General features: G+C 68.8%; 16 protein-coding genes. 8 read left to right on the plus strand and 8 right to left on the minus strand.

Features of this window, described 5'->3' with window-relative positions; genetic code table 11:
* The first annotated feature begins 39 nt into the window (after positions 1–39).
* On the plus strand, positions 40–1,611 hold the full coding sequence (locus tag RHOFW104R8_RS03855; protein ID WP_068096537.1) for an APC family permease: 1,572 nt from the start codon (positions 40–42) through the stop codon (positions 1,609–1,611).
* A 341-nt stretch (positions 1,612–1,952) separates the two neighbouring features.
* A complete protein-coding gene (gene ligD / locus RHOFW104R8_RS03860; RefSeq protein ID WP_068096535.1) occupies positions 1,953–2,876 on the plus strand; it encodes a non-homologous end-joining DNA ligase in 924 nt (307 codons plus the stop codon).
* 14 nt (positions 2,877–2,890) lie between these two features.
* Here ligD and RHOFW104R8_RS03865 read toward each other — a convergent pair whose 3' ends face one another.
* The 5 genes from RHOFW104R8_RS03865 to RHOFW104R8_RS03885 form a co-directional block, all read right to left on the minus strand.
* Positions 2,891–4,861: a M1 family metallopeptidase gene (locus RHOFW104R8_RS03865; protein WP_068096533.1), complete on the minus strand. Its 1,971-nt coding sequence runs from the start codon at positions 4,859–4,861 to the stop codon at positions 2,891–2,893.
* A 25-nt stretch (positions 4,862–4,886) separates the two neighbouring features.
* Positions 4,887–6,113 (minus strand): AGE family epimerase/isomerase, encoded by a 1,227-nt coding sequence (locus RHOFW104R8_RS03870; protein ID WP_068096532.1) that lies wholly within the window; start codon positions 6,111–6,113, stop codon positions 4,887–4,889.
* Positions 6,110–7,090, minus strand: coding sequence for a carbohydrate kinase (locus RHOFW104R8_RS03875; RefSeq protein WP_068096530.1), 981 nt, complete (start codon positions 7,088–7,090; stop codon positions 6,110–6,112). Before RHOFW104R8_RS03875 ends, RHOFW104R8_RS03870 begins: the two co-directional genes overlap by 4 nt.
* Positions 7,091–7,092: 2 nt before the next feature.
* Entirely contained in the window at positions 7,093–8,349 is a 1,257-nt protein-coding gene (locus RHOFW104R8_RS03880; protein ID WP_201028679.1) for a sugar MFS transporter, read from the minus strand.
* A gap of 95 nt (positions 8,350–8,444) precedes the next feature.
* Positions 8,445–9,494 carry a LacI family DNA-binding transcriptional regulator gene (locus RHOFW104R8_RS03885; protein WP_068096527.1) on the minus strand — a complete coding sequence of 350 codons (1,050 nt, stop codon included), beginning with the start codon at positions 9,492–9,494 and terminating at the stop codon, positions 8,445–8,447.
* Between the two features lie 128 nt (positions 9,495–9,622).
* Between RHOFW104R8_RS03885 and RHOFW104R8_RS03890 the strand changes: the two genes are divergently transcribed.
* From RHOFW104R8_RS03890 to RHOFW104R8_RS03915, 6 genes are all read left to right on the plus strand, one after another.
* Positions 9,623–11,965: a GH92 family glycosyl hydrolase gene (locus RHOFW104R8_RS03890; RefSeq protein WP_068096526.1), complete on the plus strand. Its 2,343-nt coding sequence runs from the start codon at positions 9,623–9,625 to the stop codon at positions 11,963–11,965.
* 94 nt (positions 11,966–12,059) lie between these two features.
* Positions 12,060–13,844, plus strand: coding sequence for an ATP-binding protein (locus tag RHOFW104R8_RS03895; protein WP_068096523.1), 1,785 nt, complete (start codon positions 12,060–12,062; stop codon positions 13,842–13,844).
* Between the two features lie 2 nt (positions 13,845–13,846).
* Entirely contained in the window at positions 13,847–14,293 is a 447-nt protein-coding gene (locus RHOFW104R8_RS03900; protein ID WP_068096521.1) for a response regulator, read from the plus strand.
* Positions 14,294–14,396: 103 nt separating this feature from the next.
* Positions 14,397–15,941 (plus strand): response regulator, encoded by a 1,545-nt coding sequence (locus RHOFW104R8_RS03905; protein ID WP_068096519.1) that lies wholly within the window; start codon positions 14,397–14,399, stop codon positions 15,939–15,941.
* A gap of 32 nt (positions 15,942–15,973) precedes the next feature.
* Positions 15,974–17,305, plus strand: a complete 1,332-nt coding sequence (locus RHOFW104R8_RS03910; protein WP_068096517.1) for an ABC transporter permease — start codon at positions 15,974–15,976, stop codon at positions 17,303–17,305.
* On the plus strand, positions 17,302–18,567 hold the full coding sequence (locus RHOFW104R8_RS03915) for an ABC transporter permease (protein ID WP_068096514.1): 1,266 nt from the start codon (positions 17,302–17,304) through the stop codon (positions 18,565–18,567). The genes RHOFW104R8_RS03910 and RHOFW104R8_RS03915 overlap by 4 nt, the downstream gene beginning before the upstream one ends.
* Positions 18,568–18,633: 66 nt before the next feature.
* Here RHOFW104R8_RS03915 and RHOFW104R8_RS03920 read toward each other — a convergent pair whose 3' ends face one another.
* From RHOFW104R8_RS03920 to RHOFW104R8_RS03930, 3 genes are all read right to left on the minus strand, one after another.
* Positions 18,634–20,019 carry a sigma-54 dependent transcriptional regulator gene (locus tag RHOFW104R8_RS03920; RefSeq protein WP_068096512.1) on the minus strand — a complete coding sequence of 462 codons (1,386 nt, stop codon included), beginning with the start codon at positions 20,017–20,019 and terminating at the stop codon, positions 18,634–18,636.
* A gap of 337 nt (positions 20,020–20,356) precedes the next feature.
* A complete protein-coding gene (locus RHOFW104R8_RS03925; RefSeq protein WP_068096510.1) occupies positions 20,357–21,625 on the minus strand; it encodes a sugar MFS transporter in 1,269 nt (422 codons plus the stop codon).
* A 101-nt stretch (positions 21,626–21,726) separates the two neighbouring features.
* A complete protein-coding gene (locus tag RHOFW104R8_RS03930; protein ID WP_068096508.1) occupies positions 21,727–24,270 on the minus strand; it encodes a TonB-dependent receptor in 2,544 nt (847 codons plus the stop codon).
* Positions 24,271–24,339 lie beyond the last annotated feature (69 nt).

Genomic DNA, 24,339 nt, shown 5'->3' on the forward strand with positions numbered 1-24,339 from the left:
CCGCGGGGGCGGCGCGTTCGTTTCCACCGGGGGAAATGCATGGCCGCACAAGGCAAGTTCCACAAGAGTCTGAGTCTGGTCGACCTGACCTTCATCGGGCTCGGCTCGATCTTCGGCTCGGGCTGGCTGTTCGCCGCCAGCCACGTGGCGGGGATCGCCGGGCCGGCCGGCATTCTGTCCTGGATGATCGGCGGCGTCGCGGTGCTGCTGCTGGGGCTGGTGTATTGCGAGCTGGGCGCGGCGCTGCCGCGCGCCGGCGGGGTGGTGCGCTATCCGGAGTATTCGCACGGCGCGCTGCTGGGTTCGCTGATGGGTTTCATCACCCTGATCGCGTTCTCCAGCCTGATCGCGATCGAGGTCGAGGCCTGCCGCCAGTACGCCGCGGCGTGGTTCCCGTCGCTGAGCCTGCCGGGCAGCACGCATCCGAGCCTGGCCGGCTGGCTGCTGCAGTTCGCGCTGCTGGTGCTGTTCTTCCTGCTCAACTACTTCAGCGTGAAGTCGTTCGCGCTGGCCAACAACATCATCAGCGTGTTCAAGTTCGTGGTGCCGGTGCTGGTGATCGTGCTGCTGCTGGCGCACTTCAACCCAGGCAACCTGCACCAGCACGGCTTCGCGCCGTTCGGCGCGGCGGGCGTGGAGGCGGCGATCGCGGCCGGCGGCATCATCTTCGCCTACCTCGGGCTGACCCCGATCGTGGCGGTGGCCAGCGAGGTGCGCGAGCCGCAGCGCACGATCCCGATCGCGCTGATCCTGTCGGTGGCGCTGTCCACGGTGATCTACGTGCTGCTGCAGCTGGCCTTCCTCGGCGGCATCCCGGCCGGGCGGCTGGCGGGTGGCTGGGGCGGCATCGAGCAAGTCTTCGCGCTGCCCTACCGCGACATCGCGCTGGCGCTGGGCATGGGCTGGCTGGCGACGCTGGTGGTCAGCGACGCGGTGGTCTCGCCCAGCGGCACCGGCAACATCTACATGAACGCCACCCCGCGCGTGGCCTACGGCTGGGCGCGCAGCGGCGGTTTCCTGCCGGTGCTGGCCCGGGTCGACGCGAAGTCCGGCATCCCGCGTCCGGCGCTGTGGCTGAGCCTCGCGCTGTCGGTGTTCTGGACGCTGCCGTTCCCGTCGTGGGAAACCCTGATCAACGTGGTCTCCGCCGCGCTGGTGCTGAGCTACGCGGTGGCGCCGGTCACCGTGGCGGCGCTGCGGCGCAGCGCGCCGGCGCTGGCGCGGCCGTTCCGGGTCAGCGCGTTCGGGCTGCTGGGGCCGCTGTCGTTCGTGGTCGCCGCACTGATCGTGTACTGGTCCACCTGGCGGACGCTGTCGTGGCTGCTGGGGCTGCAGGTGCTGATCTTCGCGGCCTACGTGCTGTACCGCCTGCCGTCGAAGGCTGCGCGACCGCGCCTGCGGCGCCAGGTGCAGGGCTCGCTGTGGCTGATCGGGTTCTACGTGCTGGTGCTGGGCATGTCCTGGCTGGGCAGCTTCGGCGGCATCGGCGCGATCCCGCAGCCGTGGGATTCGCTGGCGATGGCCCTGCTCGCCCTGCTCGTCTACCACTGGGGCGCGCGCACCGGCCTGCGCAGCGACGAGCTGGAGCTGGAGGAAGACGATGGCGAGTGAAGCGGCGAGACCAATGCAACGGGCATCGCAGGCTTTGAGCTGAAGTACAACGGCCGAGCAGTGCACGCGCCCGGCAGGCGCGATGCGCGTTCAACGCGCGGCGCGCCGGCGTTGCCGCGAGTAGAACACCAGGCCGGTGCCGACCAGCAGCGCGCAGCCGCCCGCCACCTTGCCCAGGAACAGCACGGGATCGCCGCCGCCGGGCGGGATCAGCGAGGTGACGATGGCCAGGGCGACGAAGCCGAAGCCGGACGGCCCTGCCGGCCAGGCGATGGCCTTGCCGCGCCGTGCACGCGCCCGGCGCCTACCCTAGGCGCACGTCCACAGCGCGGAGGCAGGCCATGAGCGTGAGCGATCCCGGTCCGGCAGCCGGCTCCCTGCCAGAGCGTTCGCATGCGGCGGCGGCGGGCGTGGCGATCACCCACGCCGGGCGCATGGTCTATCCGGATGCAGGGATCAGCAAGGGGGACGTGGCGGCCTACTACACGGCGGTGGCGCCGTGGCTGCTGCCCGGGTTGGTCGACCGGCCGCTGTCGCTGCTGCGTTGCCCGGACGGCGCCGCTGGCGCCTGTTTCTTCCAGAAGCATCATGCGGCGGCGCTCGGTACGCACGTGCGCTCGATCGCCCTGCGCGAGAAGGACGGCGGGGTCGCCGATTACCTCTACGTGCGCGACCTGCGCGGCGTGCTCGAGCTGGTGCAGATGAACACGCTGGAGTTCCATCCCTGGGGCGCACGGGTGGATCGGCCCGAGGCGCCCGACCGGATCGTGTTCGACCTCGATCCGGCCGTCGGCGTGCCTTGGCCGGCGGTGATCGAGGCCGCGCGCAGGATACGTGCGCGGCTGCAGGACGCCGGCCTGCAGGGTTTCGTGCGCACCAGCGGCGGCAAGGGCCTGCACGTGGTGGTGCCGTTCCGCCGCGGTCCGGACTGGGATGTGGTGAAGCGTTTCTGCGCGGCGTTCGCCGAGGCGATGGTGGCCGGGCATCCGCCGGATTACGTCGCCACCGCGGGCAAGGCGCGGCGCAAGGGCCGCATCTTCATCGACTGGCTGCGCAATACCCGCGGCGCCACCAGCGTGTGCAACTGGTCGCTGCGCGCACGTGCCGGCGCGCCGGTGGCGATGCCGCTGGGCTGGGGCGAGCTGGACGAGGTCGCGGGCGGCGCCGCGTTCGGCCTGCACGCCGCGCTCGCGCGGGCGGCAAGCCTGCGTGCCGATCCGTGGCAGGGCATCGGCGAACTGCGGCAGCGCCTGCCGGGCCGGTAGCCGCGCACCACGGCTTATTCCACCTTCAGCGTGTCGTTCGAGCGGTCCGCTTCCGGCAGCGCGTGGGCCGGGTCCAGCGTGGCCGACTTCACCTTGCGCGTGCCCGCCACCCGCACCACGTAGTCGCGGTGCTGCTGCCAGGTCTCGACCGGGATGCGCACGTCCTGCGTGCTGCCGTCGTCGTAGCTCACCCGCAGCGTGTTCGGCAGCACCAACTGGCCGAGGTTGGCGACGGTGATCTCCGCGCCGTGCGACCATTGGCCGTCGACCGGCGCGATCTTGCGTACCGCCATGTCGAACGGCCAGTTGTGCTCGTACCAGCCGCGCCAGAACCAGCCCAGGTCCTCGCCGGTGTCGCTTTCCATGAAGCGGAAGAAGTCCGACGGGCTTGGGTGCTTGTACGCCCAGGTGGCGATGTAGCGGCGGAACGCGGGGTCGAAGCGCTCCGGCCCGATGATCCGTTCGCGCAGCAGCACCAGGCCGAACGCGCTCTTGAAGTAGCTGATCGGGTGGCGATACTTCTCCGGCGTCATGTCGGCGCCGTTGAGCAGGGCGGGCGCGGCGGGGTCGGCGAGCACCTTCGCGATCTCGTCGGCCGGATTGCCGCCGCCGGGCGCGTACTCGCTGTCGCGCTTGGGCGCGTATTCGCCGTGGTTGAAGGCGTCGTCCTCGTAGACGTCGATGAAGGTGTTGAAGCCCTCGTCCATCCACGCGTCGCGGCGCTCGTTGCTGCCCACGATCATCGGGAACCAGATGTGGCCGATCTCGTGCGCGATCACCATGTGCAGCTTGCTGCCCTTGGCCAGCTTGTGGTCGAAGGTGATGCCCGGATATTCCATGCCGCCAGCAGTGCCGGCCTCGTTGATCGCCACCGGCCACGGGTACGGATACCACTGCTTCGAGAAATACTCGGTGGCGGCCTTGAGGTATTCGGTAGCGCGGCCCCAGGCTTGCTGGCCGCCGCTTTCGGCGGGATAGACCGACATCGCCAGCGCGGTCTTGCCCTCGGGCAGGTTGATCCGCGCGGCGTCCCACACGAACGCCTTCGAGGCGCCGAACGCGACGTCGCGGGTGTTGTTCATGCGGAAGTGCCAGGTCAGCGTGCCGCTCTGTTTCGGACGGCTGGACGGCTGGGTGACTTCTTCGGCGTTGCGGATCATCACGGTCTTGTCGCTGTGCCGCGCCTGTTCCAGCCGCTGCTGCTCGGTCTTGGTCAGCACGTCTTCGGGATTCACCAGTTCACCGGAGCCGGCCACGATCATGTCCCACGGCACGGTGACCGCGTAGTCGAAGTCGCCGTATTCCAGGTAGAACTCGCTGTTGAGGTAGGGCGCGGTGTCCCATCCGCGCAGGTCGTCGTACACAGCCATGCGCGGGTACCACTGCGCGATCTCGAAGATTTCGCCGTTCTTGCTGGGGTTGACGTCGGTGCGGCCGCCAAATTCGCCGGGCACGGTATAGCTCCAGGCGATGTGCAGACGCAGGTTGCCGCCGTTGCCCTTCAGCGTCGCGGGCAGTTGCACCTGCATGCGCGTGTCGGAAACCACCCACTTCACCGGCTGCCTGCGGCCGTGCGCGTCATCCACTTCGACCGAGGCAATCTTGTAGCCGTCGGTGAACTCGGCGGGGAACTTGCTGGTGAACGCGCCGCGGGCGTCGCGGCGGTAGCGGTTCTGGTCCAGCTGCAGCCACAGCACGTCGAGCGCGTCGGGGCTGCGGTTGGTGTAGCTGATCACCTCGCTGCCGCCGAGCCGGCGCGTGGCCGGATCGAGCGTGGCGGTGATCGTGTAGTCGGCGCGGTTCTGCCAGAACAGCGGGCCGGGCTTGCCGCTGGCGGAGCGGTACGCGGTGGCCGGCTGCGGGTAGCTGTAGGGCGCGAACGCCTGCAGCGGGTCGAACTTTGCCGGCACCGGCCCGGCGGCCATGGCGACGGTTGCCAGCAGCATGGCGGCTGCGGCGGCGAGGGAAAGCGCGGGCTTCTTCATGCGGTGCCTTGGGGAGGGTGGCGGATCACGGCCGGCCGCCGGCGCGCAGCAAGGCCAGCACTTCGTGGCAGGCGCCCATGGTGTGGTAGTCGGTCTTGCCGGCCGGGCTCTTCTCGTCGCTGTACTTGCGGTTGTCGCGGGTGAGGATGCGGTACCACGCACCGTAACGATGGTCGACGAAATGCTGCCACGCGTAAGCCCACAGCCTGCCGTACCAGTCGTCATACCCGGCCAGGCCGGTGCGTGCGTGCAGCAGCGCGGCGGCGGCCAGCGATTCGGCCTGCACCCAGAAGTACTTGTCGTCGTCGCAGACGCTGCCGTCCGGCGCGAAGCCGTAGCAGATGCCGCCGTGTTGGTTGTCCCAGGCGCGCGCCAGCGCGGTATCGAACAGGTGCATCGCGGTGGGCAGCAGCCAGTTTTCCTCGCGGCCGCGTTCCAGCAGCAGCGGTTCCAGGATCAGCAGCAGCTTGGCCCACTCGGTCTGGTGCCCGGGCTGGAAGCCCCACGGCCGGAACAGGTGCTTCGGGTCGTCGCGGTGGTAGTCCCAGTCGATGCGCCAGCCGGCGTCGTAGTGTTCCCACACCAGCCCGCCGGCCTGGGCCGCCTGGCGGCGGGTCATGTGGTCGGCGAGGGCGAGCGCCCGTTCCAGGTAGCGTGGCTCGTCGCTGGCCTGGTAGGCCGCCAGCATCGCCTCGCACATGTGCATGTTCGCGTTCTGCCCACGGTAGCCGCTGAACTGCCAGTTCGCGTCCGCTTCGTCGCGGTACAGGCCGGCGTCGGCATCCCAGAAGCGCCGTTCCAGCAGATTCCAGGTTTCGTCCATCCATGCGGCGGCCTCGCCGATGCCGGCCTTCACCGCGCTGGCGTAGGCGAGCAGCACGAAGGCTGCGCCGTAGGCGTGGTTGGTGCGGTCTTCCGGCCGCTCGTCGCGGATCGTCCAGGCGTAGCCGCCGGTGTACGGGTCGCGATGCACTTCGCGCAGGTAGCGCAGGCCATGGCGGGCCGCGTCGAGATATTCGCGCTGGAGTGCCGCGTCGTCGGCGAACTCGATCGCCGCCATCGCGTAGTTGAAGACGAAGCGGGTGCTGCTGACCAGGTGCCGGTGGCTGCGGTCGTAGATCGTGCCGTCGTCTCTGAAGTAGTGGAAGAAGCCGCCGGCCGGGTCGATCGCGCGGGGGTGGTAGAACGCCATCGTCTGCGCGATGTGCTCGCGCAGGAAGGTCGCCGAGCGGAAGTCGGGGGCGCTGTTCATGCCTGCTGCTCCATGAAGGCGAGTACCTCGTCGCCGCGCGGCATCGCGGCGAACGAGCCTTGGCGCGTCACGGTGAGCGCGCCGCAGGCGGCGGCGAAGCGCAACATGGCGTGCAGGCGCGGCAGGGCGGCGACCAGCCGGTCGAGCCGGTCGGGGGCGGCTTCCAGTTCGGCCAGGCAGCACAGCAGGCCGCCCACGAAGGCATCGCCGGCGGCGGTGCTGTCGACCACCGCGACGGGATAGCACGGCAGCTCGCCTTCGGCCTCGGGGTGGAACCAGCGCAGCGGCCGCGCGCCGTCGGTCACCACCACCAGCCGGGTGCGCCCCAGCCACAGCCGGTCCAGCGTGGGCTGTTCGCCGTCGACCGCCAGCCAGGCAAATTCCTCGGCCGACAGCTTCACCACGTCGGCCAGGTGCAGCGCCGGCCACAGCAGCGGGCGCGGATCGGCATCGGCCGGCCACAGCGCCGGGCGCAGGTTGAGGTCGAAGCTGACCAGCGCGCCGGCGCCGTGCGCGCGCTGCATGCCTTCGCGGGTGGTCGCAGCCAGCGCCGGGTCGGTCATGCTGTTGGAGCAGACGTGGAACACGGCGATGTCGCGGAACGTCTCGGCGCGGAAATCGGCCGGCCGGAAGCGCAGGTCGGCCGTGCCGTCGCGGTAGAAGCTGAAGCTGCGTTCGCCGTGGGCATCCAGCGTGACGAACGCGAGCGCGCTGTTCGCCGCCTCGGTACGCACCACGTCGGCGGTGCCGACGCCGGCCTGCTGCAGGCTGTCGAGCAGGAAGTCGCCAAAGCGATCGCATGCGAGCATGCCGGCGAAGCGGGCCTGCCCGCCCAGCCGCGCCGCGGCTACCGCTACGTTGGCCGGCGCGCCGCCGGCGAACGGTACGAAGCGGGCGGCGAAGCCGCGCCCGTCGAGGCCGTCGGCGTGCAGGTCGATCAGCGCCTCGCCGAAGCACAGGATGGATCGCATGGCCATGCTCAATCGTTTCCGCCGGCATCCGGCGCCGAGAGGCTGCGGATGCGCGAGCCGCGCAGGCCGTAGAACACGATGTACAGGTAGCACAGCAGCGGCAGGAAGAACGCATGCTGCAGGCCGATCCGGTCGGCGAACACGCCCTGCACGAACGGCACGATCGCGCCGCCCACGATGGCCATGATCAGCAGGCTGGACGCCTTGCTGGTCATCGGGCCCAGCCGCTCGATGCCGAGCGCGAAGATGGTGGGGAACATGATCGAGTTGAACAGGCCGATCGCGATGATGCTGTACATCGCCACCGCGCCGCTGCCGAGCATGGTGGTCAGCACCAGCAGCGCGTTGATCGCGGCGAACAGGGCGAGCAGCTTGCGCGGCGAGAACTTCGCCATCAGCGCCGAACCGACGAAGCGGCCGACCATCGCGCCGCCCCAGTACCACGACACGTAATGCGCGGCCTGCTGCTCGCTCAGGTGGCCGATCTCGGGCATCGACAGGTAGTTGACCATGAAGCTGCCGATCGCCACCTCGGCGCCGACGTAGAAGAAGATGCCGAGCACGCCGAACAGCACGTGCGGATGGCGCAGCACCTCGACGAAGCCGTGGCGGTCATGATCGCCCCTGTCGGTGGCTTCGGTCAGCGCCGGCAGGCGGAACAGCCACACGAAGACCGCCAGCAGGAACAGCACCATGGCCAGCCCGATGTACGGGAACTGCACCGCCTGCGCCTGCTGGGTGTCGTAGAGCAGGCGCTGCGCCGGCGCCAGCGCGGCCAGTTCGGCCGGGCTCTTCACCACGTTGGACAGGATCAGCAGGCCGCCGAACAGCGGCGCCAGCGTGGTGCCCAGCGAGTTCAGCGCCTGTGCCAGGGTCAGCCGGCTGGAACTGGTCCGTTCCGGACCGAGCAGGGCCACGTAGGGGTTGGCGGCCACCTGCAGCACGGTGATGCCGGTGGCCAGCACGAACAGCGCGCCGAGGAACGCCGGGTACAGGTGCAGGCTGGCCGCCGGCCAGAAGCCGAGCGCGCCGACGCCGGCAATCGCCAGTCCGGCCACGATGCCTTTCTTGTAGCCCAGCGCGGCGACCAGCCGGCCAGCCGGCATCGCCATCAGGAAGTACGCGCCGAAGAAGGTGAACTGCACCAGGATCGCCTGGGCGTAGTTGAGCTGGAAGATCGACTTCAGGTGCGGGATCAGGATGTCGTTGAGGCAGGTCAGGAAGCCCCACATGAAGAAGATCGTGGTGAGCACACCCATCGCCATCGGGTAATCGGTGTAATGCTCGCCGCGGGCGGGCGCGTCGGGTGTCGGTGCGGGCGGTTGGGCGAAGGCCATGGAGCTCCCCTGGGACGTGTTGGTCAGGCGATGGGTGGACAGCTGCTTTCGCGAACCACCAGTTCCACCGGCGCCAGGACCTGGCGGCCGGCGGCCCGCGGTTGCTGCAGCCGCTGCAGTACGAGTTCTGCGGCCTGCCGCCCACGCTCGCGCGGTGCGGCCGACAGGGTGGTCAGCGGCGGCGTGCCGAGTGCCGCCTCGGCGATGCCGTCGAAGCCGGTCAGCGCGAAATCGCGGCCCGGCTCCAGCCCGCGCCGGCGCAGGCCCAGCATCAGCCCCAGCGCCACCGCATCGTTGTAGCAGACCGCCGCGGTCGGCGGCAGTGCGCCGGTAAACAGGGCAGGCGCATGGTGGGCGGCGTCGAGCCGGGTCGGCGCGCATTCGACGCGCCCGTGCGGCTCGGTGCGCAGCCCAGCCGCGCGCATCGCCTCGAGGTAGCCGGCATGGCGCTGCCGGCACGAACTGGAATCGTGGTGGCCGCCGAAGAACGCGATGCGGCGGTGGCCGCGCTCGATCAGGTGCTCGGTAGCCAGGCGGGCGCCGTGCTGGTTGTCCAGCATCAGCCGGTCCCAGGGTTCCGCTTCGGCCACGGCGCCGTCCAGTTCGCGGTTGAACAGCAGCAACGGCGCGCGCCGGCCGACGGCGGCCAGCACGTCCGGCGCCCGGCTGTGTTCGGCCGGCGACAGGATGATGCCGGCCGGGCCGTGCTCCAGCAGCGAGCCGAGCACCGCCAGCTCGCGCGCGGCCGACTCGCCGGTGCAGCCGAGCAGGGTGACGAAGCCGGCGGCGGCCAGCGACTCGTCCACGCCGGCGGCGAATTCGGCAAAGAACGGGTTGGCCAGGTCGTTCAGCACCAGCGCGATGCTGGACGAGGTGCGCCGGCGCAGGTTGGCGGCGGCGCGGTTGTAGACGTAACCTTGGCGGCGCAGCTCCTCCTCGACCCGGGCGCGGGTGTGCTTGTTCACCAGCGGGCTGCCGCGCAGCACCAGCGAGACCGTGGCGCGCGATACGCCGCAGCCGGCGGCGATGTCGTTCAAGGTGACCTTGCGCCCGATCGGGGTATAGCTCGACATGCAGTTTTACCGAGTTGGAACGATCCAAAACTAGCTTATCGACGATTTTAAGCACGTCGCGGCGCAACATGCCTTGTCCGCCCACGGGTGTTAGCGTGCGGCCTGGATCGTTCCAAAAGGTAGCCCAGATGACTGTCCGCTTGCGTGCCCCGCTTTCCCTTCTGCTCGCTGCCGCGTTCGGCGTCGTTGCTCTCGCGCCGGTCGGCGCGCATGCCGCGACGGGCCATGCCGGCGAGGTGGACCCGCGCATCGGCAGCGGCGGCGACGGACACACCTTTCCCGGCGCCACCGTGCCGTTCGGCATGATCCAGCTGTCGCCGGACACCGCGATGCCGGACTTCAAGCACGCTTACAAGTGGGCCGCCGGCTACCAGTACGGCGACCCCACCATCATGGGCTTCTCGCACACGCACTTTTCCGGCTCCGGCCACTCGGACCTGGGCGACGTGCTGGTGATGCCGATCGCCGGCGACGTGCGGCTGGAGCCGGGCGACCCGGCCACGCCCGGCAGCGGCTACCGCTCGCGCTTCTCGCATGACGGCGAGGTGGTGCAGGCCGGCTACTACGCGGTGACGCTGAGCGACTACGGCGTGCGCGCCGAACTCACCGCCGGCCGCCGGATCGGCTGGCACCGCTACACCTTCCCCGCCGGCAAGCCAGCCCACGTGCTGCTGGACCTGCGCCCGAGCATCTACGACTACGCCGGCAAGGTGCTGTGGGCCAGCCTGCGCGTGCACGCCGACGGCACCGTCACCGGCTGCCGCACCACCCGCGGCTGGGCGCCGGGGCGCGAGCTGTGCTTCGCGATGCGTTTTTCGCAACCGATGAGTTCGCGCGAGCTGTACAACCGCGAGACCGACATCGCCTACAAGGGCTTCAAGGGGCCGGGCCACCAGGCCGAGGACCGCGACGCGCAGGACGGCCGCGCGCTGGTCGGCGTGTTCGATTTCGGCCGGTTGGAAACGCCGCTGGAGGTGAAGGTGGCGATCTCGCCGGTGAGTGAGGCGAACGCCGTGGCCAACCTCGACCACGACGGCGCCGGCTGGGACTTCGACGCCCGCCGTGCCGAGGCGACCGCGGCCTGGGACAAGGCGTTGGCGGTGATCGACGTGGACGCGCCGAAGACCGCGAAGACCCAGTTCTACACCGCGCTGTACCACGCCATGCTGTCGCCCACGCTGAGCATGGACGTCAACGGCGACTACCGCGGGCCGGACCGCGCGGTGCACCGCGCGGACGGCTTCGAGTTCCATTCCACCTGGTCGCTGTGGGACGTGTACCGCGCGCAGCAGCCGCTGATGGCGCTGCTGCAACCGGCGCGCAGCACCGACTTCATCCGCTCGCTGATCGCCGCGCGCGAGGCGAGTCCGTTCGGCATCCTGCCGGTGTGGGCGTACCAGGGGCTGGAGACCTGGTGCATGATCGGCTACCACGCGGTGCCGGTAATCGCCGATGCGTACATCAAGGGCGTGCGCGGCTTCGACGCGGACAAGGCGCTGGCGGCGATGGTGGCCAGCGCCAGCTACGGCCCGTACGGCGACCTGGCCGACTACATGAAGCTCGGCTACGTGCCGATCGACAAGGAGCCCGAGGCCGCCTCCAAGACGCTGGAATACGCCTACGACGACTGGTCGCTGGCGCAGATGGCCAGGGCGATGGGCAAGGCCGACGTCGCCGCCGCGTTCGGCAAGCGTGCCGGCAACTGGCGCCATGCCTGGGACGCGAAGACCGGCTTCATGCGTGCACGACTGAGCGACGGCAAATTCCGCGAACCGTTCGACCCGGAAGCCGCCGGCTACGGCAGCGACTACACCGAGGGCAATGCCTGGCAGTACTCCTGGTACGTGCCGCAGGACGTGGCCGGGCTGATCGCCGCGATGGGCGGCGACGCGAAATTCGTGGCCAAGCTCGACGCGCTGTTCGAGGCGAAGGTCGACCCGAGCCACTTCAAGAACGTCGAGGACATCACCGGCCTGATCGGCTGGTACGCGCACGGCAACGAACCCAGCCACCACATCGCCTACCTGTACGACTACGCCGGCGCGCCGTGGAAGACGCAGGCCAGGCTGAAGCAGATCATGGACAGCCAGTACGCGCCGCGCCCGGACGGCCTCAGCGGCAACGACGACCTCGGCCAGATGTCGGCCTGGTACGTGTTCACCGCGCTGGGCTTCTACCCGGTGACGCCGGCCAGCGACGAGTACGCGATCGGCCGGCCGTTCGTGGCGAAGGCGGCGATCCACCTCGCCAACGGCCGCACGTTCACGGTCAGCGCCGCGCCGCTGGACGGGGCGCATCCCTACGTCGGCGCGGTGACTCTCAACGGCAAGCCGCTGGAGCGCACCTACCTGCGCCACGGCGAGATCATGGCCGGCGGCGAGCTGCACTTCACCATGCAGGCCGAACCGAACCGGGAGTGGGGCCGTGCGGCGGCGGCGCGGCCGGCGGCCATGAGCCGCTACGGCGGGTGAGCGACGCCGGCCGGCCCGTGGGCGCGGCGTGAATGAATCATGCAAGAATGCCCCGGAGACCTTCCGGGGTGAACCTGCCGATGCGGCGAGCGGCATGAAAACCAGGGGCATCATGCGCTGGCGTACCGCCGGGCTGCTGCTGGCGATGCTGATCATCGTCGGCCTGCCCTACTTCGTCACGCGCGAGAGCGCGCGCAGCACCGAGCGCGCCACGGACTGGGTGGCCCATTCGGTCGCGGTGAAATCGCTGGTCTACCGCGTGGCCTACGTCGTGCGCGACAGCGAGGCCGCCACCTACCGGCTGCTGGCCGGCGACGAGAGCGACGCTGCCCGCAAGCGTGCCGTGCGCGCCAGCGAGGAGGCGCCGCCGCTGATGCAGCAGTTGCGCCTGATGACGCGCGACAACGCCGACCAGCAAGCCATGCTCGGTGCGTTGGACGGCAGCGTCGCCGGCCGCATCGCCTTCATGAATCGGGCGCTGGACAGGCTGCGGCACGGCGACCCCGCCGGCGCGCGGCAATCGCTGCGCGACAGCGACGACCTGTTCGGCATGAACGACAAGATCGCCGGCATCGCCAAGAGCGAGGAGGACCTGCTGAAGGCACGCCAGGCCGAGGTCGCGCGGCAGTCCTTCAACGGGCATGTCGCGCTCGCCATCACCGCGCTGGCGCAGCTCGTGCTGCTGATCATCATCGTGATCACCTCCGAGCGGCAGATCGGCCGGCGCCAGCTGGCCGAAACCCGCGAGGGTCGCGCGGTGCTGCGTTCGCAGATGATCTTCCAGTCCGTGCGCGAACCGATCGCGCTGTTCGACGAGGAGCTGAACAGCCTGCTGGTGAACAATGCGTTCGGCGAGCTGTACGGCGTCGATCCGCGGCAGCGGGCGATGCCGCTGGCGCAGATCGGCAAGGGTGCCTGGGACGACAGCGTGCTGCTGCAGCGCCTGAGCGACGTGCTGCTGCGCGACCGCGAGCTTTGGGATTACGACATGGTCCAGCGCACCGTCGACGGGGTCGACCGGCACGTGGTGATCAACGCGCGGCGCCTGCAGCAGGACACCAACGCGCATGCGCTGCTGCTGACGGTGAGCGACGTCACCGCGCGCGCACTGGCCGAGCAGCGGGTCCTCGAGCTGAACCACCAGCTCGAGGGCAAGGTGGCGCAGATCTCCGACGTCAACCGCGAGCTGGAGGCGTTCAGCTACTCGGTCTCGCACGACCTGCGCGCGCCGCTGCGCCACATCGCCGGGTTCGCGCGCAAGCTGGAGCAGCACCTCGGCGACCACGTCGACGAAAAGGCCAGCCACTACATCGAGGTGATCGCCAGCTCGGCCCAGCGCATGGCCCTGCTGATCGACGACCTGCTGGTGTTCTCCCGGCTCGGCCGCGGCGCGCTGCGGCTGCAGGCGGTGGACATGCAGTCGCTGGCCGAGGAGGCGCGGGCGCTGGCCGAGGCTGGCGTGGAGAACCGGCGCATCGTGTGGAACATCGCACCGTTGCCGATGGTGATCGGCGATGAGAACATGCTGCGCACGGTATGGCAGAACCTGCTCGGCAATGCGGTCAAGTACACCGGCCACTGCGAGGTGGCGCAGATCGGGGTGAGCGTGCGAAGAGGGCGCAACGGCGACTACGAATTCACCGTGACCGACAATGGCGCGGGGTTCGACATGCAGTACGCGGACAAGTTGTTCGGCGTGTTCCAGCGCCTGCATCGCGCCTCGGAATTCCCGGGCAACGGGATCGGCCTGGCCAACGTGCGGCGGATCGTGGTCCGCCACGGTGGCCGCGTCTGGGCCGAGGCCGAGCCGGGTCAGGGAGCCCGTTTCCACTTTTCGCTGCCGGCCACTGATGCGACCGGGGCACATACCGAGAGTTGAGCATGAACAAGAGAGACCTGCGCACCATCCTGCTGGTCGAAGACAGCGTGGCCGACGCCGAGATGGCGATCGACGCGCTGAGCGAGGCACATCTGGCCAACCCGGTGGTGCACGTGGAAGACGGCGTGGAATGCATGGACTACCTCTACAGCCGCGGCGCATGGGATTCGCGCGAGCCGGGTGATCCGGCGGTGGTGCTGCTGGACATCAAGATGCCGCGCATGAACGGGCTGGACGTGCTGACCGCGATGCGCGGCGACGAGCGGCTGCGGCGGATTCCGGTGGTGATCCTGTCGTCTTCGCGCGAGGAAAGCGATCTGGCGCGCAGCTGGGACCTGGGCGCCAATGCCTATGTGATCAAGCCGGTCGACGTGGACCAGTTCTTCGACGCGGTGCGCACGCTGGGGCAGTTCTGGGCGGTGCTCAACCAGGCACCCGAGCAAGAGTGAGCGAATGGAACGCGGCGACCCGCGCCGGCCCATGAGCCGCAAGCGGGCGGCGAAATCGGGCAGGGCAGCAGGTAACCATATGCCAAACGGGCAAATTCGGGTGATGCCGACCATCCGGGTGCTGCAGGTCGAGGACAGCCAGCTCGATGCCGAGCTGGTGTTGGCCGAGCTGGATGCCGACGACATCGGCTACGAGGTGCGCCTGGTCGACGACGAGTCGGGCTTCCTCGCGGCGCTGGACGAATTCAATCCGCACATCGTGTTGTCGGATCTCAGCATGCCGGGGTTCTCCGGCCAGCACGCGCTGGAGCTGCTGCGGCGGCACGACGAGGATCTGCCGTTCATCTTCGTCTCCGCCACGCTGGGCGAGGAGGCGGCGATCGAGGCGCTGCGCAACGGCGCCACCGACTACATCCTGAAGCAGAACCCGGCCCGGCTGGCCAGCGCCGTGCGGCGTGCCCTCAATGAGGCCGAGGCGCGCCGGGCCAGGCGCCGTGCCGAGACGGAACTGGTCCGCGCACAGCGTTTCGAGAGTCTGGCGATGCTCGCCGGCGGCCTCAGCCACGACCTGCGCAACCTGCTGCAGCCGCTACTGCTCGCCGGCGACAGCCTGCAGGATTACCAGGACGACCCGCGCCTGGCGCGGCTGGGCAAGCTGGTGCGCGACTGCGGCAAGCGCGGCCTGGACATGGTGCACTCCATGCTGTCGTTCGCCAGCGGTGCGCGTCGCGCGGAACAGGTGCGGCTGGGTGCGTTGTTCAGCGCGTTCGACCTGCTGATGCAGGGCAGCGTGCCGCGCACGGTGACGATGGAGCTGGCCATCGACGACCCGGAACTGACGTTCGAGGGCAACCACACCGAGTTGCAGCAGTGCCTGCTCAACCTGTGCCTCAATGCGATCCAGGCCATGCCGGATGGCGGCCACCTGCGCGTCGAGGCGGCGCGGGCGCAGCTGCCGAAAGACTTCTTCCAGGCCGAAGAGCGGTCGTGGCAGTGCGACTACCTCTGCATCAGCGTGATCGACGACGGCCCGGGCATGCCGCCGGCGGTCAAGGCGCGCCTGTTCGAGCCGTTCTTCACCACCAAGGAGGCCGGCACCGGGCTCGGCCTGCTCTCGTGCAAGCGCATCGTCACCAGCCATGGCGGCGTGATGCGGGTGGACAGCGGGCCGGGCCGCGGCAGCCGTTTCGACCTGTACCTTCCGCTGGAGGCGCCGCCGGCCGTCGACGAGCAACTGGGCGAACAGGAAAGCCTGGAGGGCGCCGCCGAGCGCGTGCTGGTGGTGGTGGAGGAGGCCGGCCAGCTGTCCCTGCTGGCCGACACGCTGGATGCCTGGGGCTACCAGGCCCACGCCAGCCAGAGCGGCACCGCCGCGCTGCAGTGGATCGAGGCCGCCGGCCTGCCCGACCTGGTGGTGCTGGACGCGGACATGAACCTGTTCACCGGCGTGCGTACACTGGCCGCGCTGATCGAGCAGGGCTACAGCGGCGCGGTGATCCTGCTGGCGCGCCCCGGCGCCACGCCCGACCTGCACGAACTCCCTCCGCTGCAGCACCTGTACGTGATCGACAAGCCGGTCACCACCCAGGTGCTGCTGCGCACCTTGCGCAAGGCGTTGGACACGGCCGGTAACGCGGCGGATGCGTGAGCCGCGCGGATGCAACGACCGGGAGGACAGGGATGTTCGCGTATTACCTTGATCTGGCCCTGCGCAGCTTCCGTCGCAGCAAGGCGCTGACGGCACTCGTGGTGGTGCTGATGGGCTGCGGCGTGGCCACCTGCATGGTCGCCTTCGCGGTGTTCCGCGCCGCCGCGGCCGATCCGATACCGTGGAAATCGAACCAGCTGTTCGTGCCGCAGATCGACAACTTCGGGCCGGTGCACAACTGGAAGGGTCAGCCGCCGATCCTGCTCAGCTATAACGATGCCGAGGCGTTGCTGCATGCGCGGCAGGCGCGGCGTCAGGTGCTGATCTACGGCAGCAAGTGGACGGTGCTGCCGGATGACGCGCGGCAGCAGCCGTTCCCGCAGGAAGGCGATGCGGTCAGCAGCGATTTCTTCGCCATGTTCGACGCGCGGTTCCGCTACGGCGGCGGCTGGTCGGCCAACGATGACGACCAGCGCGCGGCGGTGGCCGTCATCAGCAGCGCGCTCAACCGGAAGCTGTTCGGCGGCGACGACAGCGTGGGGCGCGAGATCAACCTGGATGCGCACGTCTATCGCATCGTCGGTGTGCTGGACGACTGGGATCCGCGCCCGCGCTTCTTCGACGTGACGAGCACATTCGATGCCTTCGGCCATCCGCGGCAGATCTATCTCCCGTTCAGTCGCGCCATCGATCTGCAGAAAGCCGCCAGTGGCCAGTTCTATTGCAGCACGAATACCGTCGATCCCCACCTGCCGGACTGGAGCAGCATCCTGCACAGCGAATGCGCATGGATCGTGGCCTGGGTGGAGCTGCCCACGCGCGCCGACGTGGCGCATTACCACGACTGGCTGCGCAACTACGCGGCCGAACAGCGACGCCTCGGCCGCCTTGACTGGCCACCGAACGTGCGCCTGTCCAATGTCATGCAGTGGCTGCACCAGGATGGCTTCAACGTGATACCGAAGTCGTCGGCGCTGTCGCTGATCGTCTCGGTGAGTTTTTTGCTGATATGCCTCGTCAACGTGGTCGGCCTGATGCTGGCCCGCTTCATGCGTCGCGCGCCGGAGATCGGCGTGCGTCGCGCGCTGGGTGCGTCGCGCGGGGCGATCTATCGTCAGTTCCTGGTCGAGGCGGCGGCGATCGGGTTGGCCGGCGGTGTATTGGGAGTGCTGCTGACGGCGCTGGGCATGGCCGGCATCGGCAAGGTGTTCGAACCGGAGATCGCCCGGCTGGCGCGGCTGGATGCGTCGTTGTTTCTGCTGGCCGTGCTGGTCGCGGTGGCCGCCACGTTGATCGCGGCGCTGTATCCCACCTGGCGCGCCGCCCAGGTGCAGCCGGCGTGGCAGTTGAAGTCGAACGGATGAACGCGGCCATGCAGATACGCCCGATCCTCGCCGCGCTGCGCCGGCACAAGATGGCCACGCTGCTCATCGTGCTGCAGATCGCATTGACTCTCGCCGTGGTCAGCAACGCGCTGTTCATCGTCAAGACGCGGGTGGTGCACTTGTCGCGCCCGAGCGGCACCGACGAGGCGCATCTGTTCGCGATCAACAACCAGTGGATCGGCCGGCCGGAGGTGCCGCATGTTCATGCGCAGATGCGCGCCGACCTGGCGACCTTGCGCAAGTTGCCGGGCGTGCGCAACGCGTTTGCCAGCCAGGCCTATCCGCTGGAAGAAGGCGGCGGCGGGTTGGTGCGCATCAAGCATCGGGTCGAGCAGAAGAAGCTGCAGCTGGCGCTTTCCTATTTTGCCGACGAGCACGCGATCGACACGTTCGGCATCGCGCTGGTGGCCGGCCGCAACTTCCGCGCCGACGAGATCGGCAGCCTCGGCCCGTACGACAAGGTAGTGCCGGCGGTGATCATCATCACGCGCGACCTGGCCCAAAAACTTTTCCCCGATGGCGCGGCCGTGGGCCAGCGCGTCTATCTCAGCGATGACGGCCCGAGCACGATCATCGGCGTGGTCGATCGGCTGGAAGGCAGTTACGCGGGCAGCAGCACGCGCTCGATCGATGAGTACACCGTCCTGGTGCCGGCGCGTTACGCCAGTGTCGACGACGGGGCGGCCTACGCCGGCGGGGTGGTCTATCTGGTGCGCGCGCAGCCGGGCCAGCTGGCCGCGTTACTGCGCTCGGCGCCAGCGGCACTGGTGGCGCAGAACCGCATGCGCTTGATCAGCCCGGAGGACGGCGTGGTCACGCTGGCACAGGCACGCACAAAGGCTTATGCCACGGATCGCGGCGTGGCGATCATGATGGCCGCGATGTGCGTTTTGCTGCTGCTGGCGACGGCCGGCGGCATCGTGGGCCTGAGCAGTTTCTGGGTCGGCCAGCGGCGGCGCTCCATTGGCGTGCGGCGCGCGCTGGGCGCGACGCGCGGCGACATCCTGCGTTATTTCCAGGTCGAGAACGCCCTGATCGTCGGCGTCGGCGTGGTGCTGGGCGTGGCACTCGGCATCGCCGCGAACCTGTCGCTGATGACGCACCATGAACTGCCACGGATGCCGCTTTGGGTGCTCGGCGTCGGCGCGGTGCTGCTGTGGCTGCTAGGCCAGCTGGCCGTGCTCGATCCGGCGCGGCGCGCCGCCGCCGTGCCGCCGGTGGAGGCGACGCGCTCGGTGTGAGCAGGACGGGTTATGTAGGGCGGGCAATGCCCGCCCTACGAGATGTTGCGCGCCTGTTGCGGCGGCTCAGTCGATGCCGAGCTTCTTCAGTTTGTAGCGCAGCGCGCGGAAGGTGATGCCGAGTTTGCGCGCGGCGGCGGTCTTGTTGTAGCGCGATTCTTCCAGCGCCTTGACGATGGCGGTGCGCTCGAGGTTGCTGATGTAGTCGTCGAGGCCGCCGTTCGCGCTCGCTGGCGGCGGTGCCGCCGCAGCGATGCCGGCGAGCGGCGCGTCGGCGCCGGTGCGCGCGTTGCGCTGCGGCAGCATCAGGTCGGCGGCCTCGATGGTGCTGCCGTCGCACATCGCCATCGCGCGCTCGAGGATGTTCTCCAGCTCGCGCACGTTGCCGGGGAAGTCATAGGCTTCCAGCGAGTCGCGCGCGGACGGCGACAGCTGGCCGACGCTTTCGCCGCTCTTGCCGGCCAGTGCCTTGAGGATGAAGTCGGACAGCTGCGGCACGTCGCCGCGGCGCTCGCGCAGCGGCGGCACGCGCAGCTCGATCACGTTGATGCGGTAGAACAGGTCCTGGCGGAACTGCCCCTGCTCGACCAGCTGGCCGAGGTTCTTGTGGGTGGCCGAGAGGATGCGCACGTCGACCGGGATCTCGTCGCGGCCGCCGATCGGGCGCACCGCCTTTTCCTGGATCGCGCGCAGCAGCTTCACCTGCATGTGCAGCGGCAGCTCGGCCACTTCGTCGAGGAACAGCGTGCCGCCCTGGGCCGCCTGGAACAGGCCTTCCTTGTCTACGCTGGCGCCGGTGAAACTGCCCTTGCGGTGGCCGAAGAACTCGCTTTCCATCAGCTCGGATGGAATTGCGCCACAGTTGACCGGCACGAACGGGCCGCTGGCGCGCGGGCCCTGCTCGTGGATCAATCGCGCCACCAGCTCCTTGCCCACGCCGGATTCGCCGGCGATGTAGACCGGCGCCTGGTTGCGCGCCAGCTTGGCGATGGTGGCGCGCACCTGCTGCATTGCCGGCGAGCTGCCGATCAGGCGATCGCCGGATTCGCCGGTCTTCGCGGCGGCGGCACCGGTGCGCCTTTCCTCGGCCAGGCGCAGCGCGGTGCGCACCAGGCCGCGCAGCATCTGGATGTCGACCGGCTTGGAGACGAAGTCGAACGCCCCGGCCTTCAGCGCATTCACCGCGGCGTCGACGTTGCCGTAGGCGGTGATCATCGCCACCGGCATGTCGGGATGGTCCGCGGCGATCAGTTCGATGATCTCGTGGCCGGTGCCGTCGGGCAGCCGCATGTCGGTGAAGCACAGGTCGTAGCTGCGTTCGGCCAGTGCGCGGCGTGCCTCGGCGACGGTGCCGACGGCGTCGACCTGCAGGTCCATCCGCCCCAGCGTGATGGTCAGCAGTTCGCGGATGTCGCGTTCGTCGTCGATGACCAGGACGGTCTGTGGATTCATGGCACGGCGCGTGGCAAACGATGCGACAGAGAATACCCGGCCCCGTGCTGCGGGGCAAAGACCGCCGATGCCGCAGGCAGTCCTCGGAAGCCCGTCGCCGCGGCATGCGACGGGCGCGATCCGGGCGCCGTCCGGTCCGGCAAGCCGGCCGTGGTATCCGGACAGTCGCCGCCGCCGGACGGCGCGGCCGGTGATGGCCGCCGGGCACGCGCGAGGGGCGTGGTGGCCCCCTGGCGGCGTCGGCAGGGCACGGTTTCAGCGCGCCTTGCGGATCAGCCGCGGCTTGCCGTCAGCGCCGCGGTCGATGCGGGGTTTCATGGTCGTTCCGGGCGGAAGGCTATTTCGTAGCGAGCCGGATCGCCGCCGGGGTAGCGGCGCAGACACGATCGGTTTCGCGCTTGAAGAGGAACAGGGTGACCAGGATCAGCGTCATCGGCAGCAGCGAGAAATAGAACGCGTGGATGCCGTCGAAGCTGGCGAACACCCGCGCCGTGATGTACGAGCCCAGCGTGCCGCCGAGCGCGGAGAACACCACGATCAGCCCGGTCATCGCCGCGTGCATCGGCTTGGGCAGCGAGCTCAGCGCCACCGAGTTGATCACCGGGTAGATCGGCGCCATCAGCAGGCCGAGCAGCGGGATCAGGTACGCCGCGAGCGGCGCGTCGAACCAGCCGACGTCTGGCCGCGCCACCACGCCGCGCGCCAGCGGCAACACCGCGACCACCAGCACGCCCATGCCGAGCACGCACGCGTTGAGCAGCGCGTACCAGCGCACCCGCTTGAGCACGAAGCCGGCGCCGATGCGGCCGAGCGCGGTCATCCCGGCGAGGATGCTGGCGAACTGGATGCTCATCGCGTTCGGCAGCTTCAGGATCTCGTTGTTGAAGGTGGGCAGCCAGGTGCCGAAGCTCTGCTCGATCAGCACGTACAGGAAGGCGGAGGCGAGGAACACGTAGACCAGCGGGCGCACGAACAGGCGCAGCATCTCCATGACCGCGCCGGTGAACGAATTGTTGTGTCCCTGCGCGTGGGCGGCGCTTTCGTCCATCCGGCTGGCGGCCAGCAGCGCGATCGTCAGCGCGCAGGCGCCGGCGAGCAGCCAGTACACGTTGAACCACACCGGGTCGCCCGGGCTCGCCGGGTCGATGTAGGCGCTGAAGATCCAGTTCCCGGCGAGCACGCCGACCATGAACAGGCCTTCGATGGTGTTGGTCAGCCGCGAGTGCGCGGTCTTGTCGGCGGTGAGCAGGCCGATCGAGGAATACACGCCGACCTTGGCCAGCGCAAACGAGAACCCCACGCAGGCGAACAGCAGCCGCGTGGCCAGGAAGCTGGGGTACAGCGGCATCAGCATGCAGGCGCCGCCGACGATGGCCAGCGCCAGCATCATCGAGCGCCGGTAGCCGAACAGCGGCAGGAACGAGGCGACCAGGAACGAGGTGAACGCGATCGTCAGGTCCTTGTAGCGCTCCAGCGCGCTGGCCGTGGGCTTGTCGATGCCGAACGTGGCGATCGACTGCAGGATCACCGTGCCGACGCTGTTGAGCAGGATCGCGAAGATCATGTAGATCAGCGCCAGCGCGAGGATCATGCGGATTCGGTTCATGTCACCCCCGGCGCCGCAGCGCATGAAGTTTCGGAAAAAGCGCGATCCGGGTCGCTCTTGGGGGTACGACCCGGACCGCGCGCCCTGCAACAAGCCCAGGCTCAGAACAGGTACTTCACCGTCACGTTGACCTCGCGGCCTTCCATCGGGCGGGCGAGGATCACGCCATCAGTGCCGGCGGCGGAGCCGAAGATGCGCGAGTTGCTCTCGGTCAGGCCCAGTTCGTTGGTCATGTTGGTGCCCTGCAGGCGGATCTGCCAGCTCTTTTCCACGTTGGCGACGATGCCGAAGTCCCAGGTGTCGTAGCTGCCGAGCTGCTGCAGGCCGGACTGGTCCTGGGTGTGCGGGCCGACGTGGGTGTAGGTCACGAAGGCGGTGATATCGCCCCAGGCGAACGGCAGGCGGTAGCTCGGCGTGAGCATGTAGCGCACCTTCGGCTGGCGCTGCAGTTGCTTGCCGTTGATGCCGATGCATTGGGTGGAGCCGCTGGCGAGGTCGGTGTACAGGAAACAGGAGTTGTTGTGCGAGTAGTGGCCGTCGAGGTAGTTGGCGACCACCTGCACCTTGAAGTTCTCGAACGGCGTGACCGCGCCGGCGAGGTTCACGCCCTTGGAGTCGGAGCCGTACAGCGCCTGCGCGCCGACCGGCACGCCCTGGTTGTTGGTGGGCTGGTAGGTCAGGCCGTTGAACTGGCGGTGGTACACGCTGATGTCGGCATAGAGCAGGTCGGACTGGTACTTGAAGCCGCCCTCGAAGTTCTGCACCTTCTCCAGCGGCGGGGTATTGCCGGTGGTGTTGCCGCGCAGCGCGTTGTCGAAGTCGCCGAAGTGCGCGCCGCGGTTGGCGCGGACGTAGACGCTCATGTTGTCGGCCAGCTCGTAGTTCACGCCGACGGTCCACGACGGGTGGGTCTTGTCATAGCGGGTCTGCGCGTAGGTGCCGTTGCACACCGGCACGCTGTTGTCGTACAGCGTGTTCGGGTTGCCGTCAAGGTTGACGTTGGTGAGGTTGCAGACGTTGTTGGTGGCGTTTTCGTTCTCGATGCGGCCGGACACGTCGATCAACCACTTGCCGATGCGCCACACGTCGGACAGGTAGAACGCCTTGTTGGTGGCGTCGCCGTGCTGGGCGATGTTGTAGCCGCCGTAGTCGAGGAAGCCCTGGCCGTCGGTGAGGTACTTGGTCTGGCCGTTGTCAACGTAGCTGACCCGGATCGGCTGCGCGTTGGGCGTGTTGGTCATCAGCATCTGGTTGCCCAGTGCCCACTTGTCGTCCATGGTGTAGTGGGCCACGTAGAGGCCGCCGGTGAGCGTGTTGCCCTCGAACAGCTCCTTGCTCAGGCGGAAGTCGTTGCTCATGTTCTTCAGGTGCTTGTGGATGTACCACCAGCCCTGATAGATCACGCTCTGGTTCGGGTCGACCGCGCCGCCGCCGTTCACGTAGCTGGCGGTGGCCGAGCCGGCGGGCAGGTTGAAGGCGCCCATGCTCGCGGTATCGGTGTACAGCATGTCGTTCATGCGGCCGGGGTTGTTGCCCGAGAACAGCGCGTTGGTGTCGACGTCGCCGCCGTCGAGCAGGAACTTGTCCGACAGGTTCCAGCCGTTGCCCAGGTCGTAGTCGAAGTTGCCGCCGAAGAAGCTGAACTTGGTGCCGCGGCCGTTGGCCAGGTTGGCGTCGGTGCCGCCGCCGGGGTAGCCGGGCAGGTGCACGTGCTGGATCGCCTTGCTGTAGTAGGTGTCGGTCAGCGGGTCGAAGCCGGGGTAGGCGCTGAACTGGTCGGTGCCGTGCTGGAGCAGAGGGATCGGCGTGATGAACTGGTTGCGGTCGTTGAGCTGGCGCGCGTACAGGGTCATGCTGCCGTTGTCGCTGTCGTGGCTCAGCGTGGCGGTGAGCTGGCCGCCCTTGTCCGCGGCGAACTGCGGGTCGCGCACGCCGTCGGAAGTGCGCCAGAAGCCGCCGACGCTGCCGTACCAGTTCTTGGCGATCGGGAAGCCGAAGAAGCCGTCGACGCGGCGCAGGTTCTCGCTGCCGTAGGTGACGCCGACGCTGCCGCCGGGCACGTCGGTGCCGGTCTTGAGCATGAAGTTCGCGGTGGCGCCGATCTGGCCGTCGCCGAACACCACCGACGGGCCGCCCTGCAGGATCTCCACGCGCTCGACGGTATCGTCGAGGCGGAAGATCGAGGTGGTTTCGAAGAACGACAGCGTGGGCATGCCGTACAGCGGCGAGCCCATCAGCTGGGTGGAGAAATAGGGAGCGTCGCCGCCGCCCGGAAAGCCGGCGATCTCGATGTTGGCGCCGGTCTGGCCGCCGGTGGATTCCGGCCACATGCCGGGCGAGATCTTCAGCAGGTCCGCCGTGCTCTTCGGGTTGGCCATCTTGATCTGCTCGGCCGAGGCGGCGGTGACCGAGTAGCTGGTGTCGATCTTCTTCAGGCCGCCGGTGGCGGTGTTGCCGGTTACCACCACCTGCTCGAGGTTTTTGGCCTGGCCGACATCGGCCTTCTTCTGCTGGGCCGTGCTCTTCCTCGCCGGCGCCTGGGTGCCCTGCGCCGGCGTGGTGTCCTGGGCCATGGCCGTGCCGCAGAACAGGATGGCGGCTATCGCCACCGGAAGACTCAGTCTGGACAGCTGCTTGCTCTTCATTTACGTCACTCCCCACCAATAGTTGGATTGGATTATTTTCGCCGCGAAGCCCATGCCGGCCGCGCGGAA

Origin of the sequence: Rhodanobacter sp. FW104-R8, assembly GCF_001617365.1 — a bacterium.
In the GTDB taxonomy this organism is placed as follows: domain Bacteria; phylum Pseudomonadota; class Gammaproteobacteria; order Xanthomonadales; family Rhodanobacteraceae; genus Rhodanobacter.